General features: G+C 28.7%; 17 protein-coding genes and 1 tRNA gene. 5 read left to right on the forward strand and 13 right to left on the reverse strand.

All coding sequences use genetic code 11. The features are described from left to right. The first annotated feature begins 167 nt into the window (after nt 1–167). Genes BFL38_RS10815 through BFL38_RS10825 form a run of 3 tightly spaced genes read left to right on the forward strand, consistent with a single transcriptional unit; the run spans nt 168 to nt 4,756 of the window. The gene (locus BFL38_RS10815; RefSeq protein ID WP_069727049.1) at nt 168–2,339 is read left to right on the forward strand and encodes an alpha-hydroxy-acid oxidizing protein; all 2,172 of its coding nucleotides are present in this window, start codon (nt 168–170) and stop codon (nt 2,337–2,339) included. 9 nt (nt 2,340–2,348) lie between these two features. Continuing rightward, complete coding sequence (locus tag BFL38_RS10820; protein ID WP_069727050.1) at nt 2,349–3,380, forward strand: hypothetical protein; 1,032 nt, start codon at nt 2,349–2,351, stop codon at nt 3,378–3,380. A 14-nt stretch (nt 3,381–3,394) separates the two neighbouring features. Beyond that, entirely contained in the window at nt 3,395–4,756 is a 1,362-nt protein-coding gene (locus BFL38_RS10825; protein WP_069727051.1) for a tetratricopeptide repeat protein, read from the forward strand. Nucleotides 4,757–4,898: 142 nt separating this feature from the next. Here BFL38_RS10825 and tsf read toward each other — a convergent pair whose 3' ends face one another. The 5 genes from tsf to BFL38_RS10850 form a co-directional block, all read right to left on the reverse strand. Further along, the gene (gene tsf / locus BFL38_RS10830) at nt 4,899–5,753 is read right to left on the reverse strand and encodes a translation elongation factor Ts (RefSeq protein ID WP_069727052.1); all 855 of its coding nucleotides are present in this window, start codon (nt 5,751–5,753) and stop codon (nt 4,899–4,901) included. 49 nt (nt 5,754–5,802) lie between these two features. Then, nucleotides 5,803–6,618, reverse strand: coding sequence for a 30S ribosomal protein S2 (gene rpsB, locus BFL38_RS10835; protein ID WP_008725173.1), 816 nt, complete (start codon nt 6,616–6,618; stop codon nt 5,803–5,805). 248 nt (nt 6,619–6,866) lie between these two features. Further along, on the reverse strand, nt 6,867–7,823 hold the full coding sequence (locus BFL38_RS10840) for an ROK family protein (protein ID WP_069727053.1): 957 nt from the start codon (nt 7,821–7,823) through the stop codon (nt 6,867–6,869). Nucleotides 7,824–7,904: 81 nt separating this feature from the next. Continuing rightward, nucleotides 7,905–8,927: a sugar kinase gene (locus BFL38_RS10845; protein ID WP_069727054.1), complete on the reverse strand. Its 1,023-nt coding sequence runs from the start codon at nt 8,925–8,927 to the stop codon at nt 7,905–7,907. A 134-nt stretch (nt 8,928–9,061) separates the two neighbouring features. Next, entirely contained in the window at nt 9,062–10,444 is a 1,383-nt protein-coding gene (locus BFL38_RS10850) for a sialidase family protein (RefSeq protein WP_069727055.1), read from the reverse strand. Between the two features lie 223 nt (nt 10,445–10,667). Here BFL38_RS10850 and BFL38_RS10855 point away from each other — a divergent pair, with 223 nt between their 5' ends. Next, nucleotides 10,668–11,339: a hypothetical protein gene (locus BFL38_RS10855; RefSeq protein WP_069727056.1), complete on the forward strand. Its 672-nt coding sequence runs from the start codon at nt 10,668–10,670 to the stop codon at nt 11,337–11,339. A gap of 63 nt (nt 11,340–11,402) precedes the next feature. Here BFL38_RS10855 and epsC read toward each other — a convergent pair whose 3' ends face one another. From epsC to BFL38_RS10875, 4 genes are all read right to left on the reverse strand, one after another. Further along, a complete protein-coding gene (gene epsC, locus BFL38_RS10860; RefSeq protein ID WP_069727057.1) occupies nt 11,403–12,131 on the reverse strand; it encodes a serine O-acetyltransferase EpsC in 729 nt (242 codons plus the stop codon). 12 nt (nt 12,132–12,143) lie between these two features. Continuing rightward, nucleotides 12,144–13,064: a PLP-dependent cysteine synthase family protein gene (locus BFL38_RS10865; protein WP_069727058.1), complete on the reverse strand. Its 921-nt coding sequence runs from the start codon at nt 13,062–13,064 to the stop codon at nt 12,144–12,146. Nucleotides 13,065–13,148: 84 nt separating this feature from the next. Then, complete coding sequence (locus BFL38_RS10870) at nt 13,149–14,588, reverse strand: aminoacyl-histidine dipeptidase (protein WP_069727059.1); 1,440 nt, start codon at nt 14,586–14,588, stop codon at nt 13,149–13,151. A 119-nt stretch (nt 14,589–14,707) separates the two neighbouring features. After that, the gene (locus BFL38_RS10875) at nt 14,708–16,330 is read right to left on the reverse strand and encodes a peptide ABC transporter substrate-binding protein (protein ID WP_069727060.1); all 1,623 of its coding nucleotides are present in this window, start codon (nt 16,328–16,330) and stop codon (nt 14,708–14,710) included. Between the two features lie 453 nt (nt 16,331–16,783). Here BFL38_RS10875 and BFL38_RS10880 point away from each other — a divergent pair, with 453 nt between their 5' ends. Next, nucleotides 16,784–18,037, forward strand: coding sequence for a homoserine dehydrogenase (locus BFL38_RS10880; protein ID WP_069727061.1), 1,254 nt, complete (start codon nt 16,784–16,786; stop codon nt 18,035–18,037). 329 nt (nt 18,038–18,366) lie between these two features. Here the strand turns inward: BFL38_RS10880 and selB are convergent, their stop codons facing one another. From selB to BFL38_RS15195, 4 genes are all read right to left on the reverse strand, one after another. Then, a complete protein-coding gene (gene selB, locus BFL38_RS10885; RefSeq protein WP_069727062.1) occupies nt 18,367–20,166 on the reverse strand; it encodes a selenocysteine-specific translation elongation factor in 1,800 nt (599 codons plus the stop codon). A gap of 239 nt (nt 20,167–20,405) precedes the next feature. Beyond that, complete coding sequence (locus BFL38_RS10890; RefSeq protein ID WP_069727063.1) at nt 20,406–21,566, reverse strand: ankyrin repeat domain-containing protein; 1,161 nt, start codon at nt 21,564–21,566, stop codon at nt 20,406–20,408. Between the two features lie 98 nt (nt 21,567–21,664). Then, on the reverse strand, nt 21,665–23,008 hold the full coding sequence (gene selA / locus BFL38_RS10895) for an L-seryl-tRNA(Sec) selenium transferase (RefSeq protein WP_069727064.1): 1,344 nt from the start codon (nt 23,006–23,008) through the stop codon (nt 21,665–21,667). A 38-nt stretch (nt 23,009–23,046) separates the two neighbouring features. Next, nucleotides 23,047–23,136 (reverse strand) — tRNA-Sec (locus tag BFL38_RS15195). Between the last annotated feature and the right edge of the window lie 49 nt (nt 23,137–23,185).

The following is a 23,185-nucleotide window of genomic DNA, read 5'->3' on the forward strand; positions in this document are numbered from 1 at the left end:
GAAAATCATTAATAAAAATATATTTGCTGAGAATTATAATATATATTTACTAAAATTCAATAATATTAATACAGGTAAGTAAAAATTCTCTAGTTTGGTATTAAAATTTCGATATTAATAACACTATATAGGAATATTTTAAATTAATTATAAAAGGCAATATTTATATGAAAGGCAAGCGTATAATAATAATAGGTGCTGGTTTATTGCAAGTACCTGCAATACAAATAGCTCAGGAAATGGGACTTTACACAATAGTTTTTGATTATAATAAAGATGCACATGGAATGAAAATAGCTGATTATCCTATGGTAGTTTCTACTAGAGATGTTGATGGAAGCGTAAGGGCGGCAAGAGATTTAAGTCAGAAAATGGAAATACATGGAGTTATAACTGTAGGTACTGATGCTTCTTCTACTGTTGCCGCAGTTGCCAATGCTTTAGGACTTCCGGGAAATAGATTTGAAGATGCTTATGCCGCATCAAATAAAATAAGAATGCGTGAAAGATTCAAAAAGAACAATGTACCTCAGCCGAATTTCTTTCCTGTATGGAATTATGAAGAAGCTATGGAGGCATATAAGCATTTAAATACTCCTGTTGTTGTTAAGCCTGCTGATAATATGGGTGCTCGCGGTGTAATGAAAGTATCAAGTGAAAGCGATATATTAGCAGCATTTAATAGAGCTAAAAGTGCCTCGCCTTCTGGGGAAGTAATAGTAGAAGAGTTTATGGACGGTCCGGAACTATCTATTGACATGCTTATATATAATGATGAGATATATGTTACAGGGGTTGCTGACAGAATAATAGAGTTTCCTCCATTTTTCATAGAAACAGGTCATATTATGCCTTCTGCATTAGAAAAAGAAAAGATAGATGATGCTATAAATGTAATGAAAGCTGGTATAAAAGCATTAAATTTGAAAATTGGAGCTGCCAAAGGTGATATTAAAGTTACAAAAAATGGTGCTATGGTTGGAGAAATTGCTGCAAGATTATCCGGCGGATTTATGAGTGCCTATACCTACCCTCTTTCTACAGGTGTTAATCTAATAAAAAATGCAATAGAAATAGCATTAGGAAATCCTCCAAGCGATTTAAAACCTAAATGGGATAAAGTTTCCGTTGAAAAAGCATTTCTTCCGGGTACAGGAATAATAGAATCTATTGAAGGGGTTGAAAATGCTAAAAAAATAGAAGGTGTTAAAGAAGTATTTATAAAAACAAAAACAGGAGATATATTAGTAACACCTACAAATAACTTGGAAAAAGCAGGTAATGTTATAACTGTAGGAAAAACAAGAGATGAGGCTGTAGCAATAGCAAATAAGGCTATAAATGCTGTTCATTTCAAACTTACAGATGAAAAAAGTATAACAGTAGAAGAAATAAAAAGAATAGCTCAGGAAAAATTAGCATCAAAACATAATGCAAATTATCTATTTAAAGATAATATAGATGAAAAAACAGGACTTTCAAATTATTCATTTAATCCAAGTATTATACATGAAGAAAAAGAAGTGAAATTAGAAACGACATTATTTAACACTCATGTTTCTCAGCCTGTAATTATAGATACAATACATAATTTAACTGAAGTAATAGATGGAATAATGGATATAAGAGAATATTATGAAACTGTAATGGATAGTGCTTCTAATTGCGAAGTATTGGCTATATTAAATGATTTCAATAATGAAGAATTATTTGAATTATCTATAAAGACTGTAAAAGATAAAAAAAGAGGTATTATTATGATTGATGGTAATAATACCCAAGATGTTTTACTGCAAAGATTAAGAGAATCTGAAAAGAATGGTGCTTGTGCTGTGGGAATAGATTTCTCATATTGTTATAATATTAATTCCAATAATAAAATACATATAAGAAGCGAAAAAGAATTGTCAAAATTAATAAAAGAAATAGATATACCTGTAATAATTAAAGGAATATCTAATGAAAATGATATACATCATATTAATTCGGCACATGCAAATGCTGTATATTTTTCAAATAATAATAGGTATGCATTAAAAGGTATGGAAAAAGTTGCCGATACTATTAATAGAGTAGCATGTAATCTGCATAATAGTCATAAAATGCAGTTATTATGGCTTACTGAATCTCCTAGATATGGGGCTGATGTGTTTAAATACTTTATGTTAGGAGCTAATGCAGTTTCTATAACAGAAGAAAGTTTTATTTCTGCTATAAGTAAAGGCAGAAAAGGGCTTGAATATGCTATTTATTCTAATAAAATAGAATTAGAAAAAATGATGAAAGTATTTGCTCAGCCTAAACTTAAATTTAATAATGCAATATGGCGAAAAAATTAGGAACTATTTATGGAAGATAAACAAATAAACTTATCTAAATCATATATATACGGCTTTTTTGCCGCTATGATATGCACTTTGATATATAGTGCTGTAATTATACCTATATATATATTATTGATATCGCCTAATACTCAGAATTTTTTTGTTTACTTATTATATACTCTTGATGTTTGGGTATGGATATGGATAGGTATTTCTATATTATATGCTTTCATTATAGTATTAATGCAGCCTACTAAAAGTTATACAGGTATTTCTAAAACAATAGAAAATTTACTTTTTTTTGCTGTTACTTCTATAATACTGATATTATCTATTAGTTATGTTCCGGAAATACAAAAGTTATTATATAAAAGAGATTATACTTTTTACAGCAGTATATTGGCAATAGGATTGTTTTTTATATCTATACAATTATCATATAATTTGAAAAAACTTATTATATTTATGTATAAAACTATATTATATAATTTAGGTTACAGTATAGAAGATAATATAATACAAGATGATAATGATGAAAATAGCGATTATGAAGTTGTTAAAATGGATAAATCAGAATATGAAATATTTTCAAACACTATTAAAAACATAATCGCATTTTCACAAAGATATAAGCATGCTATAGGTATTATAGCTTTTAAAATATCAAATGAAAACTCTATAAGAGAAGAATATGGAAATAATGCTTATAAAAAATTAGAAGATGAACTTATAAAAGCAATAAAGAAAAATGCCAGAATAGGTGAAAATCAATGCATGCTTTATGAAGGTGTTATATATTCTGTAATTTTTGCAAATGAAGAAGAGGCTTGGAAAGCTACAAAAAGATATTTTAAGGCATTGAAAAATTATAATTTTGAATACAATGATGAATCTGTAGATATTAATGTATCTATAGCTGTAAGCGGATTTGATTTTTCTCATAATATGTCAAATAAGATTTCTGTATTTGTTATTAAAGACAATATGATGAAAAAAATTAAAGATGCTTTAAATGAATCAGAAGAAACTGGAAGTCCAGTTATATATTATGAATAAAAGGGATAAGAACCGTGGAAGCTTCATTAATTGTAATATTAGTATTAATTGTTTTATTAGGTTTTGCTACTCAATATGTTATAAAGAGCGGCTCATACCCTATTAAACTGAAAAAAATTGTTCAGGCTTATAATGAACAAAACTATGATGTAGCCATGCGAGAGATTAATACTTTAGACCCTAAATATAAAAAAGATGCTAATATATTATGGATGACTGCTAATATGTACTATAAACAGCAGCAATATATATTGGCTATGGCAGCCCTTCAAAATATGATAGACGGAGCTTATTTTACAAAAGAATTAACAGAATTGAATGTAAGAGAGTTTTTAGCAAAAATATATGAACAAACAGGAAACAGTAAAAAAGCTATAGATGAATATGATATGATTACTAAAATTAGGGATCAGGATTATGATTCATTATATAAAGCAGGACTTGTATGCTATAATTATGAAGAATGGGTTCAGGCACAAAAATATTTATCATTAGCTGCGGCACAAAATGACAGCAATCCTCAGCTATTATATATGTTGGCATTTTGTTTTTATAAAATTCGTTCCTATCATGCTGCTCAGCAGAATATAGAAAAGGCTATTGCTTTAGATAATACAAACCCTCAATATCACCTGCTTTTAGGTGAAATATTATCTTCAAGCAGAGACTTCCAAAATGCAATAAAAGAATTAGAAATAGCTTATGAAAGTAATGAAATATCTGATAAAGATGCTATATCTTTGAATCTTGCTAATTCTTATTATGAGATTGGAAATTTCAGTAAAGCAAGAGAATATTACGGACAAGTTTTAACTAAAGAAAATATACCAAATGAAAAAGTTGTAGATGAGAGATACAGATATGCTGAAACTTTGGTAAAAAATAAGCAGTTTGAAGCGGCTGTTAAACAATGGGAAATAATTAAATCTGTAAGAAATATATATTTAGATGTTGATCAAAAATTAAAAACTTATAGTTCTATTATTGCCAATAATGCATTCAGAACTGCCTTGGAAATGGATATTATAGAATATCTTGAAAAATACTTCTATAGAATATTAACATTAAACGGCTATGTAGTTACAGATCATACTAAAAAATCTGACACATTAGTATTCTTTGTAACTATTAAGAAATTCGGTTCTGAAGGACAGTCATATAAGAGTACATTTGCATTAGATACTTCAGGATATCCTATGCGTCAGGATACAGTAGATCAGTTTATGGAATATGCAAGACAATACAAAAGTGCTCACTCTTTCTTGATAAGTATAGGAGATTTCGCACCTAACTTGAAAGTAGATGATACTGTAATGATTATTGAACCTGAAAGATTTGAAGCGATTATTGAAGGTGTTATATCATTCAGCGATTAATAAACTAATAACTCATTTATTATACTCATTTTAAAAAGGTTATGATATAAGTCATAACCTTTTTTGTTTTTATAAAAATAAAACGGATTACTATTAAAAAAATAATAATCCGCTTAATTTTTTATTTTAAGTTATTGTTTAATTATAAACCTAATGCAACAATTACAAAGTTTTTGATAGTTGCTTGAGAACCTGCTTCTTTAGATATTTCATCTATCAAACTTTTAATAGTGATTTTATTATCAGTAAATAATTTTTGATCTATAAGAACGCTTTCAGAATACCAAGAATTCATTTTACCATCAACAATTTTTTCTATCATGTTTTCTGGTTTTCCTGCATCTCTTACTTGTTTTTCAAAGATTTCTTTCTGTTCTTTAACAGCATTAGGGTCTATTCCTTCCCTATTCAAAGCTAGAGGTTTTTCACTAGCAACATGCATAGCTATTTGATCTGCTATTTCCAAACATTTACCTTTAGGCTTAACATCAAATTCCACTATAGCAACAAGTTTATTATTGAAGTGAGCATAAGTACCAAAAAAGCCGTCTGTTTTCATAACTTTAGCTTCAGCAAGTACAGTTTTTTCACCCCATTTTTGTATGCCCTCATTTATCATACCTTGAATAGTATCACCATTAGAACCTTTAGCATTTAGAACTGTTTCTACTGATACATCATCTAAACCCATAGCAGTATTAGCAATTTCTTTAGCTAAATTGATGAATAATTCATTTTTAGCAACAAAATCAGTTTCGCATTGAAGTTCTATACAAGCAGCTTTAGTTCTATCATCATTAATGCAAAAACCTATAGAACCCTCTTTAACAATACGTTCGTTCTTTTTAGCAGCAACAGCCGCACCTTTTTCTTTAAGAAGGCGAATAGCTTTATCCATATCGCCGTCAGTTTCCTGAAGAGCTTTTTTACAGTCCATTATACCTACGCCGGTACGCTCTCTAAGCTCTTTAATAGTATCCATACTAATATTTGCCATCAATTTTTTCCTTTATATTAAATATTTTATTATTAACAAATTATATTAATTATTCATCATCTTCTTGAGAAACACCATATTTTTCAGCAACAGCCTCAGCAGCTTCTGTAGCACTATTATCGTAAACTTCTTCAGCAGGCTCTTCAGAAGAACTGTCATGCTTAGCTAATGTTTCTTTTCCTGCTTCATTCTGACCTTCTATAACAGCAGAAGCAACAACACCTGCAAATAAACTTATAGCTCTTATAGCATCATCATTTCCAGGTATAGGATAATCTATAACTTCAGGGTTACAGTTAGTATCAACAACTGCAACAACAGGTATTCCTAGTTTTCTAGCTTCGCTTACAGCAATGGCTTCCTGCATAGGATCTATTACGAAAAGCATATCTGGTAAGTTTTCCATATCTTTAATACCTGCAAAGTTTTTTTCTAATCTTTCTTTTTCTTTAAGAAGAAGTATAACCTCTTTTTTAGGAAGTTTATCAAAAGTACCGTCAACTTCTTCTTTTTCTATTTTTTTAAGTCTTGCAATACTTTTTTTAATAGTAGCAAAATTTGTAAGCATACCTCCTAACCAGCGATTATTAACATAATACATATCGCATTTTTCAGCAGCTTCTTTGATGCTTTGAGATGCTTGTTTTTTAGTGCCAACGAAAAGAACATTTCCGCCGTTTCTAGCCATTTCTTTTACTGCTTCATGAGCTTTTTTAACATAAGTTAAAGTTTTCATAAGGTCAATGATATAAATATCATTTCTCTCTTGGAAAATAAAAGGTTTCATTCTAGGATCCCATTTTCTAGTTGGGTGTCCGAAATGTACGCCTGCCTCTAAAAGGTCTTTCATAACTGGTAATGACATAACATATCCTTTAAAATAAAAATAGAGTACCGATTAAGGCACCCTATCCATAAATTTCATATATAAACATTAGTATCATAAAAATCATAATGCTTTGATTACTAAATTAAGTAACAATGTCTTTTTTATATTCTATATTTTTAGAAATTATAAAATAATTAAGAACATTTTGCTATTATGGAAAAGTTTACCAACATAATCGGTTTACTGTATATTACCATAATATAAAAAAAAGTCAATTACAAATATCAATTATTTCTAAAAAATAAAGCGGCACATCCCAAAACACCTGCATCATTTCCTAAAGAAGCGGGTTTTATTTCAAAATTATTAACCATCATTCTAAGCCCATAATTTCTAACACCTTTATTAATATGCTCTATCATCATATCAAAATCTTTACAAAGTCCTCCTCCTATAAGAACCAAATCCAAATCAAGCATATTCAAAGCCTGTGCTATAGACATACCTAAATAATAAGAACATTCAGCAATAGTTTCTTTAGCAAGTTCATCTCCTTTTTTGGCAGCATCAAATAAAGCCTTTGCCTTACCTTTATCTAACTCTTCATAAGTAAGAGATGTAGGAATAACTCCTTTATGAATTTTCTGCTTAGCCATAGCAATAAATCCTGTAGCTGATGCATATCTTTCTATACAGCCGCTTGAACCGCAATTACATTTATCACCGTCAGGAACTACAAATACATGACCAATCTCACCAGCTCCGCCCAAAGAACCTGTAAATAATTGTCCGTTAAGTACAAATCCGCCCCCAACTCCTGTTCCAAGCGTAATAAACATTACAGATTGATAATCCTTTTCTTTACCGCTTCCATATTTTGCTTCTCCTAAAGCAGCCATACTAGCATCATTAGCAGTTCTTGTAGGCAAATTAAATTTATCTCCAATGTCTGAAAATTTTAATCCTTTAAGTCCAGGTATATTTTCAGCTCCTCCCATATGAAGTGTTTCTCTATTCATAACTCCCGGACAGTCTATTCCTAAACCAACTGCTTTATAATCATTAGGTATATTGATTTTTAATTTTTCAACAAATTCTGTAATAACCTTTTTATGTTCCTCTGTTGTATGACTAGGATTTACATCAAAATTATCTTTATATAAAATATTGCCGTTTTCTTCTATAACAGCTCCTTTCATAGATGTTCCGCCAATATCTATAGCTATAACTGCTTCTTTCATAATTTAAAACTCCTAGTTTATTTATTTTTTATAATTGTAGTATTAAGAATATAAATTGTCAAGAATAAAAATAAATTCTAACTATCTCTGTATGCGTCCTGAAGCGTCCCCATTATAAACTGTCATAACCTCATCAATAGTTACAATATTAAAATCACCATCAATAGAATGTTTCAAACAGCTGGCAGCCGCAGCAAATTCTAATGCTTCTCTGTCATCTTTGCCATTTAAAAGTGAATATATAAGTCCGGCAGCAAAACTATCTCCGCCTCCTACTCTATCCACTATTTTTATTAAATACTCTTTTGAAAAGAAATACTCTTCTCCATTATAAAGCATACAAGACCATAGATTCTCACTTGCCGAAATGGAACCTCTCAAAGCAATTCCAACTTTTTTTACTTTAAATCTATTCACTATTTCTTTAGCTACATCTTTATAGCCTTCATGAGATAATTTACCCTCTATAATATTACTGTCTTTTGCTTTAATACCAAATACTTTTTCAGCATCTTCTTCATTGGCAATACATATATCAACATAAGGCATTAATTTGCTCATAGTTTCATTAGCTTCTTTTGATGTCCATAATTTTTTTCTGTAATTTAAATCTAAACTAATTGTAATGTTTTTTTCTTTAGCTTTTTTGCAAGCCTCAATACAAACTTCAGAAACATTTTTACCAAGTGCCGGAGTTATTCCCGTAAGGTGAAACCATTTAGCTCCATCAAAAATTTTATCCCAATCAAAATCTTCTTTAGTACACTTAGATATTGAGGAATTAGTCCTATCATATATAACTTTAGAACCTCTTTGACTCGCACCTTTTTCAAGAAAGTATATACCTATTCTATCTCCGCCTAAAACTATATTCGATACATCAACACCATATCTTCTTAATTCATTGATGCACGATTGACCTATATCATTATTAGGAAGTTTAGTAACAAATGAAGCATCAACTCCGAAATTAGATAAGGCAAAAGCAACATTAGCCTCGCCTCCTCCAAATCTTACATCATAAGAATTAGCCTGTACAAACCTTAAATTTGAAGGAGGAGAAAGCCTTAACATTATTTCCCCAAAAGTTATAACTTCTGACATAAAAAATCCTTTAATAAATCACATAATTAACATAATAGTACATTATATTTATAATTATTTCAATAAAATTCTATAAATAAAAAAAGAAAGGAAATAAATTCCTTTCTTTTTTTATACTTTTATATAATATTAAATTACCATCTTCTCATTATAGCAGTTTTATCTGGAGGTGTATAAGCATCTTTTCCATCTGTAAGCCATCTTAAATTAAATCTTCTAAATACAATATTATAAAGTTCCTTAGTTGCATTCTGAGGTAAGTTTGCCTGCCCGCCCTGTTCCTCACTAAGAGTGACTATAGTACCATCATTTAATCTTGCCAATGCTGCATATCCAGCTCTTCCAGAATTTAAAACTCTTTGTTTTTCCCAGGACATACCTTCATCATAACTTATAAAAGCAGTTAGGTTTCTTCTATCTGCATTAGAATCCAATGCTAAATGTATAAGTCTATTTTTATCATAACCGTATTTAGTAGAAGTAAATAAAATACCCTCAGCATTACAAGCTCCGTCATAAAAATTACCTGTAGGAGTAATTTCTTCCCATTGAGAACCTAATTCAGCAACAGACCTGAACCATACTCTTTTCTTTTCTTTAGTTCGCCAATCTCCAGAACGAACTGACAATAAAATTCTCCCGTCATTTAACTGAGTAACAACTTTAGGTTCATTTTGAGTCCCTGATTTTCTTTTAGCTATACTTCTAACTGTCCAAGTATTACCATTATCAGTAGAAACTATGACAGCAGCCGCTACCGTATTATTTCCAGTTCCTTTATTTACAAGCATAGCCCCCATTAAAGTTCCATTAGCAAGTCTTGCTCCTGTACCAGAAGCTGCAAATCCTCTATCATAACCAGACAATAACCCCTGTCCAAAACTATTAACATTTCCTTCAGCAAGTTTCCAATCGCTCCAACTAATTCCATCATCAACACTTCTTGATACCATAATTTTTGACCCGCCAAATTCTTGTTTTTCCTGTGCATATGCCCCTCCAGCAGCACATAAAACCACTAAATCTCCATTAGCACATGAAAAAAATAGTGAATCGCCATGAGCATCATTAGCACTTGTTGCAAGAGGTGGAATGATTATCTCAGGTCCCCAGCTTTTACCTCCATCTTCACTTCTTTTTACAACAATATCTATAGCTTTTGAATTAGCGAAACCAACATCTTCATAGCTATTTTTTCTGCTGTCTGCAACTGCTATTATGGTATTTTTTTCTGAAACTGTTATTCCCGGTATTCTATATATATGTTTAGGACTATTTTGATTATTATTATTTACCTCACTTGTAAAAATTAGAGTCTGCTCCATAAAAGGTTCAATTTGTTCTTCAGGATCTAAAAACCATTCAGGTTCATTCTCATCATTAGGATTTTCTATAGGAGGAATAATTGGAGGATCTATAGGAGTTGTTACTTCTCCTCCTCCAATATTTTCACTGCTTCCATTATTATTAGGATTAAAAGGATTTAATCTCTTAGAACATGAAATTATAACAAACATAAAAAACACAATCACTATACAAATCAACAAAAGAAAACGTTTGACTTTCATTTTTACATACCTTTCCAACAATAGATAATTTATTTTTCATAAATAAGTAATTAAAATATAACAAAATATAACAAAAAGTAAAGATATTTTTTCAAAATAATTTTTTTATTGACTATAATTAAAAAATTATTAACATTATATAATTAATATTAGAAATTTTATTGGAGTTTATATGTTCAAGAAAAGAATATTTACATTAATCATATTATTTATAATGATATGTAAAACAACATTTACACAAGTAAAAGGAGGTTTTGAAGCAATAGTTAATATTCCATTAGGTATGGGTATTACCGTTATTCATAAAAATGTAGAAGTTCAGGGTAACCCTAAGGGCAAAGTCAATTTTCAAGGCGGTATTGAGGCAAATTTGGGGTATATGTTTCAAATAAAGGAAAAAATGGGATTTAGTTTATTAGGGGTATTGGGATACAGCTATACTGAAACTAAATATTCTAAATATAATAATACAGTAAGATACAAATTTATAGATAATGATCTGTACTTTGGTATAATGCCTAAATTTAATTTTTATTCTTGTTCAATAGGATTAAATGTAGGATACAAAATTACATTAACTCCAAATTCTTCATATTATACCACTGAAATAGGTGATATAGAAATAAAACATGATATATATGCAAGACTTTATATAAAAGCTGTATTTGATTATTTATTCTTTGTAGGTATAGATTCAGCAGTTAATTTAGGATTTTATATAGGATACGACTTTGGAAATTATTGGGCTCAGACAAGCAGCTACTTAAATGTTGTAGAAAATGAAACATTTGGTAATGTGGATATTGGGGTACAATTTGGATATAGATACGGACCTAAATTTTAATAATAAATAAAAAAGCCTGAATTCTAATTGAATGCAGGCTTTATTTTATACAAAATATATTAATTATACTGACATATTATTATTGAATGTTATCTTTTTATTTTCTTCAACAGACTCTAAAACTATACAGTTAGCTCCTATAACAGTATTCTCACCTATAGTAGTATTGCCGCCAAATATTGAAGCATTAGCATATATTGTAACATAATCACATACTGTAGGATGCCTTTTCTGACCTTCCAAAGATCTGCCATTAGTCAATGATAATGCTCCTAATGTAACACCCTGATATATTTTTACATGATTGCCAATAATAGTAGTTTCACCTATAACAATGCCTGTACCATGATCTATAAAGAAATAATCGCCTATTTTAGCTCCAGGATGAATATCTATACCTGTTTTTGAATGAGCAAATTCAGATATAGTTCTAGCTATTAAATATTCCTTTTGTTTATAAAATATATGTGCTATTCTATAATGAAATATTGCTCTGAATCCGGGATATGTAAATATTATTTCATCATAAGATTTTGAAGCAGGATCTGACTGATAAAAAAACTCTAAATCATGTTCTAAACTTACAACAATATCATCAAGCTGTTCTATAAAATCTAATAAAGAAGAATCATTAGTAACTATTTTCATATAAAGTTTGGCTATACTTTTTTTGACAATATCTCTATTAGGAGTTTCTCTAAAAAAATTAGGAAACACATAATCTCTTATAAGTTTAACTATATCCTTGATATCTTTTTGATTAGGCAGTTCATTAAAAGTCTTTAATTTCATAAAAATACACCATTAATTCCAAGAATATCTTTCACCTGTATCAGGCAATATACAAAGCATTTTTATTTTTTTATCATTACTCTCATTTCTGATTTGTTTAGAAAAATCTATGGCAGCATAAACACTAGCTCCAGAAGATATTCCTACAAATAAACCTTCATTTTCACATAATTCTCTTGCTGTATTTATAGCATTATCATTAGAAACATCTATTATTTTCGCTATTACACTTAAATCCAAAATTTCCGGAACAAAATTAGCACCTATTCCCTGTATTTTATGAGGAGCGGCATGTCCTTTAGTTAAAAGAGGTGAAGATTCCGGCTCTACTCCAATAACTTTTGCATTCTTATTATTATCTTTTATATATTTTCCGATTCCTGTAGCCGTACCGCCTGTTCCAATTCCAGAAAATATATAATTTACATCATCAATATCTTTAAATATTTCTGGTGCAGTTGTAAGATAATGAGCCATAACATTAGATTTATTAGTAAATTGCCCCGGTATAATAGAATCAGCAATTTTTTTATTTAAATATTCTGCTCTTTCAACTGCAACATTCATTCCTCCATCAACTAATTCTAATTTTGCACCGTAATCTCTTATTAATTTTCTTCTCTCTTCAGACATTGATGAAGGCATAACTATTATAACATTAAGTTTTAAATATCTTCCAATAGCAGCCATAGCAATACCTGTGTTGCCTGAAGTAGGCTCTATTATAGTGGAACCTTCTTTTAGCTTACCTTCTTTGATTAGGTCTGTTAATATTTGCTTTACTGCTCTATCTTTTACTGAACCTGCTGGATTAACTTTCTCTACTTTTCCATACAATTCTATATTACTGTCTAAATTGAATTTTCTCTCAATATTTTTTAACCTTACTATTGGAGTATTTCCTATTAAATCAAGTATATTATTATAAATCATATTAATGCTCCTTAATAATATTAGAATGTCTATTAGTATATATCAATGTATTAATAAAAACAATACACTATAATATCAAATTGATCATTTAATATTTTTAATAATTTCTTTCAAAACTTTCCATATTGTATCAACTGAAGATATGCTTAAATATTCTTTAGGAGTATGAACATTATAAATATTAGGTCCCATACTAATAACATCAACATCTTTTAACGTTTTCTTTAATATACCGCATTCCAAACCAACATGTACAGAAGATACAGAAACATCTTTACCCGTAACTGTTTTATATGCTTTTACAGCTATATCTCTTACTTTTGAATTAGGATCATACTCCCAAGCAGAATATCCATCTTGATCTATAAAATTAGAATTTGTCATCGAAGATAAAGCCTTAACCCTTAAAACTATTTCATCTGATGAACTTTCTACTGAACTTCTAATAAAGATATTAAATGTCAATTTATTATTTTTTTCTTTAAGCACTCCATTATTAGCACTTGTCTGTACTAAGCCTTCTATATCTTTACTCATATAGAGAACTCCATCAGGAGATAGAATCATAAAATTTATAATATTATTAGTTAATTCTTTTTTATAACATTCTTCTACATTCTCAGTATTTGCAACAAGTATCTGCATATTAGGATCAGCAACTTTATATTCAAATTTTATATTTTCAGAAAGCTCTTCTATAATATTTTTTACTTTATTCGTATCTTCAGCAGTAACAACAGCATAGGCATTTTTAGCAATAGCATTATGAACAGAACCGCCTTCTATATATGCAATATTTATATAGTCTTTAACAGAATACAAAACTCTTCCTAATATTTTTATGGCATTTGCTCTTTGTTTATCAATTTCCATACCAGAATGTCCGCCTTTAAGCCCTGTAATCTCTATTTTTAATGCAGGATAATTATTTGACTCTCTCTCTATATTAAATTCAGATAAAGCATTAATACCGCCTGCACTGCTTACCCAAAGAACACCCTCAACTTCAGAATCTAAATTAATAAGTGTTTTACCATTTAAATACTCATCTGTAACAGAAAATGCTCCTGACATGCCATCTTCTTCATCAGATGTAATGAGAACTTCTAAAGCAGGATGAGCTATATCTTTAGAATCAAGCAAGGCTAAACCATAAGCAACAGCAATTCCGTCATCTGCCCCCAAAGTAGTATCATTTGCCCTTAAAACATCTCCTTCTACTATTAATTCTAAAGGATCTTTATCGAAATCATGTTTAGACTCATTAGTTTTTTCGCAAACCATGTCCATATGTCCCTGTATAATAACAGGTGCTATATTTTCATATCCTTTTGATGCTTCTTTCTTAATTATTACATTATTTTCTTTACTCTGATATACTTCTAAATTTCTATCTTTAGCAAATTGCACTAAAAAATCACTTATCTGCTTTTCATGTTTAGACCTTCTGGGTATTTTACTTATTTCAGTAAACCATCTGAAAACTTCTTTAGAATCGAGATTATCAAAATTATTTAAAAACATATAAACTCCCTCCAAAACTACTATAATAACAAAATTCAGATATTAATCTATATAATATACAATAAAAAACAAGGGATTTTTTCTCCCTTGTTTTATAAATAATAAAATATAATCAATATTTAATTTTTATCATTTTCTAAATAAGCATAGAAAAATTTATGTTTACCTAAAACATCATACTGCACATCTTTCAAATTAGGATTAACAAGTACAGGTAAAGTATAGAAATATAGAGGTATAATAGGCATTTCAGACATAAATAAATCCTCTGCTTTATGAAGTATAGGCATTCTTACATTATTATCACCTATAGAAGAAGCCTGAGCTAATAATGCATCATACTGAGGGTTATTATAACCTTCCACATTTTGAGCACTATGACTTAAGAACATACCTAAAAATGTCATAGGATCATCATAATCTCCAACCCAAGCATTTCTAGCAACTACATAAGACTTATCCAAACGAGTCTGCTGAAATACTGCCCATTCCTCACTTGATATTGTACTGTCTATTCCTAAATTATTTTTCCACATCTGCTGAACAGCTTCAAATATAGAAGTATGTTCTCCAGGATTAGTCTTAAAATCTAATACCGGAAATCCTTGACCATCAGGATATCCTGCTTCTGCCAATAATTTTTTAGCTTCTTCTACATTTTTTGTATAATCTTCTGGTTTTACACTGTAATAATCACCTCCATTAGTTCTGAAACTACCATTAATATCTGATATCAATCCCGGCACAAGTCCTGCTGCTGGTATCTGTCCGCCTCTTGTAACCTGCTCTACTATATAATTTCTATCTATAGCCAAAGATAATGCTTTACGAACTCTTACATCTTTTAAAACTTCATTAGTATTATTCAAACTATAATAATAAAGAGCCAAATATGGTTTTATTTGTAAATATCCTTCTTCTTTTAAAGAATCCATATCCTGAGTAGGAACTCTGTCAGAAAAATATATAGAACCTTCTTTAATGCCGGCTACTACTGAAGTTCCATTATCCATTAGAACAAATACTAACTTTTTAGGCACTATAACTGAAACATTCCAATAATTAGTATTAACTTCCATAACTATTCTGTCATCAATAGATCTTTCAGTCATTTTGAAAGGACCATTTCCTATATAAGTTTCAGGATTCATAGTCCAAGTATCAGGATTAGCTTCTATAATATCCTCTCTTAAAGGAAAATAAACAGGATAAGCCATAAGCTGATCAAAATATGGTGTAGGAGCTTCCAATGTTACTTCTAAAGTATTATCATCTAAAGCTGTAACTCCCAATGAATCTACAGGCATTTCTCCTGCTGTAATCTTTTTGGCATTTTTTAAAGGCTCCATCTGATAACTATAATTAGCAGCTGTTTTTGGATCTGTTGCTCTTCTCCAACTATAAACAAAATCATTTGCTGTTACGGGCTTTCCATCTGACCATTTAGCATTACTTCTAATATGAAATACATATTTAGTTCCGTTATCACTAATATCCCAGCTTTCAGCAACTCCTCCTACTATACTACCGTCCTTATCCTTATTAGCAAGCCCTTCAAAAGCATGAATTATATACATACTTCCGTCTATAGCTGAATTCAATGTTGGATCTATTGTTTGAGGCTCTGGTCCTACATTGAGTCTCAATACTCCTTCTTCATATTTAGAATTTCCTCCGCCGCAAGAAATAGAGAATATAAATATAACTATAGAAAAAATTGCATATTTTAATAATTTAACCATAAAATAAATCTCCAAAAAAATAGTTTATATATTTTATCACAGCATAAAATTTCAGTCAATGACATATTATCAAAATACCATAGATTTAAAATTAATTATTTGATTTATTAGATTTAGATTTAATTAGGATAATACAATTATTCCTCACCAAACTTATTTTGCCATAGTCAACATATCTACTTGGCAGAGATGTTGTTTCTATACAAACAAAAAAGCAGCCTTATATATGAATTGACAACATTGCTATTTATTAAATTTAAGAAAATATATATTGATATTAAATAATTAAAAGTCATAATATATATTGTAAATTTTTTAATAGATGTTACAATATAACTTAATACAGTAATATCATTTTTAGAAATCATAAAAATATAATATTACTAACTTTTGTAATAATTTTAAGGTTAATTTTATTAAAACAAATTTAAATTAAATTTTAAGGAGTTAAAAATGGAAAAGAAAAAAGAATTTAAAGTTGCAGTTGCAGGATATGGACATGTTGGAAAAGACACAGTAAAAACTATTATAGAAAATAATTCTATAATGGAAAAAAGAACCGGAATAAAATTAACCATTAAAACCATTTTTAGCAGAAATATTGATAAAGTAAAAGATGATAAATTTTTAGATAAAATAGAAATAAAAACGAAAGATTTAAATGATATTTTAAATGATAATGATATTGATATAGTTATAGAAGTGCTTGGCGGAATGGATACAGCAAAAGAACTTCTTATGAAGACAAATAAACCCGTAGTTACAGCTAATAAAGCATTGCTTGCTAATTGTTTTGGAGAACTTATAAAAAATAGAAAAACAGATATAGCTTTTGAGGCTTCTGTCGCAGGTGCTATACCTATAATAAAGGCAATGAAAGAGAGTTTAGTTTCGGATAGAATGGAAAATGTTTATGGAATATTAAATGGAACTTGTAATTACATATTAACTAATATGACAAAGAATAATTTAGATTTTAAGGATGTTCTTAAAGATGCTCAAGATAAAGGATATGCCGAAGCTGATCCTACATTTGATATTGACGGAATAGATACAGCACATAAATTATGTATACTTTCATCTATAGCTTTCTGCAGTGTTATAAATTTCGATAAGATATTTATAAGAGGTATAAGAAATATTATATTAGATGATATTGTTTTTGCTTCAGAGCTTGGACTTACTATTAAATTAATAGCGGAAGCTGCATTAGATAATAATGATAATGCTTATATATATGTTATACCTACATTACTTAATGATAAGAATATGCTTTCTAAAGTTGATTATGCATTTAATGCAATAACTGTAGTAGGAGATCGTTCTGGTGATACTGTATTCTATGGTTCAGGTGCTGGAGGAAGACCTACAAGCAGTGCTATAGTTTCTGATGCTGTTACTTTGGCTAGAAATAGTTTGATTACTGATGAGCTTAGAATACCAATACTTGGTTTTGTAGAAGAAAATAAAGAGCTTAAAGTAAAAGATTTCAAAGAAAAAAATGAAACTTTTTATGTAAGATTTAAATCAAATAATAATAATCTGCTTGCATTCAATGAAGCTTTTTATGATATTAATATTGAAAAAAGCGTAGAAAGAAATGGAAATTTCATGTTTGTTCTTAAAGATGTTAATATTAATTCTATAATTAAAGCAATAGAAAGTGTTGAAAAAATAGAGGATATATTTATAGCGAAAATAAAATAAGTTAAAATAAAAACAAATAATGTTATATATGCATTATTTGTTTTTTATTTTAAAGCCATACTTTTTAATTTATTCACATGCAAATTTTTATTATATATTTTGCTCTCTTTAACGCACGTTAAATAAAATCTTAGTTTATAATTTAAATTGCAATTATTAATTAAGCTATATTCATAATCTTATTCACCGTGCGAAGTATATATCATAAATTTAAAAAAATTTGGCGGGCAGCTAAAATATGAGTTTATAATTTAAAAGAAAAATAATATTATAATTCTATAAAAAACAGAAAGCCTATAGGGTGGGATTGTAAAATAAATCAATAAATATTAAAGTACGATTCTTTCATTTCCTTCTTTTCTTACTAATTTTTCTCTTTCTAATGCATTTAATATAGGAAGCACATATTTTCTTGAAAGTCCTGTCTTATCTCGTACGGATGCTATAGTTATTATATCATTAGTTTTTGTATTTTGCATAACAAGTTTTTTTATTCTATTATAAACATCTATATGATAATATATACCGTCATCAAGATACATAGCTTTTTTTGATAAGGATAATACTTTTATATCTTTCATTCCATTAGTAAATGTTTTTATAATTTTCTCATCTAATCCGTTTAAATCTTCTTTTTTTAATTTTTCTAATAATAATTTCTGAGAATTATTCAAATCAATGTTTTCGCTATATTTTTTGTATATGTTATTAAAAGGCATTATTATTTTATTTTCAACTGAATATGATATAAATACTTTTGTAAATGAATTATTAATATTTAAATAATTTCTTATATCTTCAAAACTTATACCATCTTTTTTATTTTCTATTAGATTTTTTAATTTTTCTAATGAACTATTTAAATAATCCTTTTTAACAAAAAAATTTGAAATTTTAATAGAATAATCAGGAATCTCTCCCTTAGCTTCACAATAACCATTAACCGACATAAATAAATCATTATATTTTTCTCTTTTTACTTCTCCTAAAAAAAAGTCTGCATTATCAATAATTCTTTTTCTAATAAAAGGAGTAGTTTTTTCTCCCCAAAATATATTGCCTACTGCTATTATACTGCTTCCGCCTTGGCTTATTAATATTCCTCTTTCTTTCCAAAATACTGATATAGGCTCACTAAATTTTAATCTTATAAATCTATTATCTATTTCTTTATTATTTTTATCCGTTTTATCATTTGAATATGTTTTATAAATAGGTATTATTTGTGCAATTAAGCATTCAGTTCCTACAGCAAATTCAGCATTCTTTATTTTCTTTAAATATTGAATATCATCTTTATTTATTAATTCCAATATTATTTCATCTGTTGAAAATATTTTTTCTTCCTTACAAGATAATAAATGCCCTCTTCTTATTTCTTCTTTCTTTATATTTTTTATATTAATAGCTATTCTAGAATTAGAGTAAACAATTTCTTTATCTTCATGGTACGACTGAATATTTCTTATTAAAATTTCTTTTCCGCTTGGATAATGTATTAAAGTATCATCTCTTTTTATACTGCCTCCTCTAATACTTCCAGTAATGGTAAGACCAGCACCTTTTATAGAAAAAACTCTATCAACATAAATATGTGTTTTTATATCTTCTTCGTATTTCTCATTAATTAATATATCTGTAATTCTTTCTTTTAATAAATCTATATTAGTGCCATTTAATGCAGAAACTTTTACTATTTCTATATCCTTATTAAATATTCTATATAAATTCTTTTTAATATCCTCTTCGCTTTCTTTTAATTTCTCTTCATTAACTAAATCAATTTTATTCATTACACATATAACATTTCTTATACCAAGCGACAATGCCACTTTAGCATGTTCTTCTGTCATATTCATCCAGCCTTCACTGGCACAAATAACCAGCATAACCAAATCCAAGCTCCACATACCAGCAACCATGTTTCTTATGAATCGTTCATGTCCGGGAACATCTATTACACCTATTGTAATATCATCATTAGGCTTAAAAAATCCAAAACCTAAATCTATGGTCATCTCTCTTTTCTTTTCCTCTGGTAAACGCATCATAGCAATACCTGTAAGTGCTTTAATTAATTCTGATTTACCATGGTCAACATGCCCTGCTGTCCCTATAATTCTATTCATACTATGAAACTCCTATTATTGCTATGTCACCTGTAAGGGTGCCTACTTGGTCGCCTACGCCTATAAATAGCAAATAAATAAATTTATTCACACATCTGTACCATTGTATGGCTAGCTCACTTTTTTTATTATCATATATTTTATTATTACTAGTGATAAACTCGCATATAAATAACTAAAAACTTATTTCATCAGTTATAAGTTAATAATTTATAACTTAAAAACAATTCTTATTTTTACTATTTTTTAAGCTGCTCTATTTCATTATAACCTTTTTCTTTAGCTATATCAAAAATAGTTTTACCTTCTTTGTTTACTGCTGAAGTATCTGCTCCATATTCTATAAGTAATTTTACCAATTCTATATTATCTTCTTCAATAGCGGTAAATATTAAGTTTTGAGTTTCTTTGCTGTAAGGATCCATTGTACTTTTAGAATTTACACTCGCTCCATTCTTTATTAAATATTCAGCTATATTAGTAGTTTTATTATTAAATGTTTTATTAAGCAATGAAAATTCTATATTTCTATAATCCGTATAATTCATAGCAGGATCAATACCTTTAGATACTAAATATTTTACTATATCAATACAATCATTTTCAACAGCCTTAGCTATTACTGGTATACCATAATAAGAGTTTTCAATATCAGCACCAGCCTCTGCAAGAAGTTTAAACTTTTCTGCATCACAACTATAGTAATCAAAGAACTTATCTATTATAGTTAGTGTTTCATCTTCGCTATCTGGAAGAGGATAATCTCTGTAAGCAACAGCACCAGCATTTAGCAATTCCTCAACTATTTTTGTACTGTTTTTATTAGTAGAATATACCGCACATGATAAAGCATCGGTTTGTTCATGAAGCATTATATTAACATCAGCACCATTTTTTATTAATTCTTTTACAAGTTTTAAATATCCCCTAGAAGAAGCCTCCATTAATGGAGTATATCCATAATCAGCACGTTTATCTATATCTGCTCCGTAAGAAATCAATTCAATGGCCTTTTCTTCTGTAGGAAAATATTGACATGCAAATATTAATGGAGATTCCTCAGCATATACTGACTGCCAAGCATCTAAAGAAGCTGTATCTTTTACAGATTCAAGTTCTTCAATAGCAATTAATTCATATTCATTTAATTTTGTAAGTAATTCATATATGTCATCTTCATTAGATGCATATCCGTCATAAATATCATCTATATATAAATTATTAGTTTCTAAAATATTTTTATTATCATTAGAAGTATTATCAATTATATAATTGGTTTCCATATTGTTAGTTACTGAATTATTAATTTCTGAACTATACACATCTTTTTTATTTTTACTGTCATTACAGCTAACGATATTAATAAATATCAAAGTTATTAAAATAAAGCCCTTTTTCATATATCTATTTTATCTCCTTATTATAAATAATCAGAAAACACATAATACTTTATACCAAGAATTATATTGGTTTTTTATTTATTACTAGCTAACTCACTTTAAAAATAATTATCTTTTATTTGTATTAAAACTTCTTTTATATAATTTATATCTTCATCATTTATAGTTATTACATATATAATCACAGAATCCTTTTTTACTTTTGGTATAATAGGCACATCTAAATTATGCATAAACTTTATTACGGACTTTATATCTTTAGGCTTAAAGCTTATTGCATAAGACGGATAAAAAGTATCAGGCATAGCACCGCCTCCTGTTTCTATATCTTCTTCAACAACTTCAAAGCCGTCAATATTTTCTATAATATTTAAAGCCTTTTGTTTTATTATTTCTTTATCTATACTCAATAAAGTTTCACAGTATCCTTTGAAATTGCCTTCAGCATTCAATCTTTTTATAAGGCTTTTTTCTAATATTGATAATACAGTCTTTCCGCATCTGAAAGTTCTCATAAGAGGGTGTTTCGATATTTTTTCTATATATTTTTTCTTTCCTACTATAATACCAGCCTGCACACTTGAAAGCATTTTATCGCCTGAAAAGCATACTAAATCAGCACCGCTTTTTAATGCAGATTTTACATGTTCTTCTTGAGATAAGCTCTCATCAAGTATTCCAGATCCCTCATCATATACTATAGGTATATTTTCTGCTATAGCTTCTCTCAATTTTTTTAATGAAGGAGATTTTACGAAGCCTCTTATTTTAAAATTTGAAGTATGTACTTTTAATATCATAGCAGTATCTTCTGTTAAGGCATCTTCATAATCTTTAATATCCGCTATATTTGTAGTACCGACTTCTATAAGTTTTGATGATGCTTCTTTTAGTATATCAGGTATTCTGAATCCTCCGCCAATTTGTACTTGCTCTCCTCTCGAAACTATGACTTCTTTATCAGATGCTAATGCCTTTAATATCAAAAATACTGAAGCTGCATTATTATTAACTACCAAAGAGGCTTCTGCTCCTGTTAATTTATTTAAAAGAGAATGAACAAAATCTCCTCTTATTCCCCTTGATTCATTATTAATATTATATTCAAGATTGCTGCTGTTTATATTCAATTCTCTTACACTATCCCAGATTTCTGCATCTATAGGAGAACGCCCTAAATTAGTATGCATAATTGTTCCTGTGGCATTTATAACCTTTTTCATTATGAGATTCGATTCTTCTCTTATTTTGTTTTCACATATTTTTATTATATCTTCTTTGCTGAATGATGCATTATTATATCTTATTTCTTTTCTTAATTCCTCTAAAGTTTCTCTAATAATATCTGCTGCTATTGGACGAGAAATAATTTTATGATATGGTTTTATGGATTCATCTTCTAATACTGCATTAGTTTGTATTAGATTAAATTTATTATTCATAATTAATGTCCGTAATAAAAAATGAAATGATATTCTTATCGGAAGAGGCAGGAGTTGAACCTGCCAACGCTGCTATAGCGTCCAACGCTTTTGAAGAGCGCGGAGCCCACCGGGACTCATCAGCCTCCATATATTTTTAATATGATATATTAATTTTTAGTTTATGTCAATTTTTTA

It is taken from the genome of Brachyspira hampsonii, assembly GCF_001746205.1.
GTDB lineage: Bacteria > Spirochaetota > Brachyspiria > Brachyspirales > Brachyspiraceae > Brachyspira > Brachyspira hampsonii_B.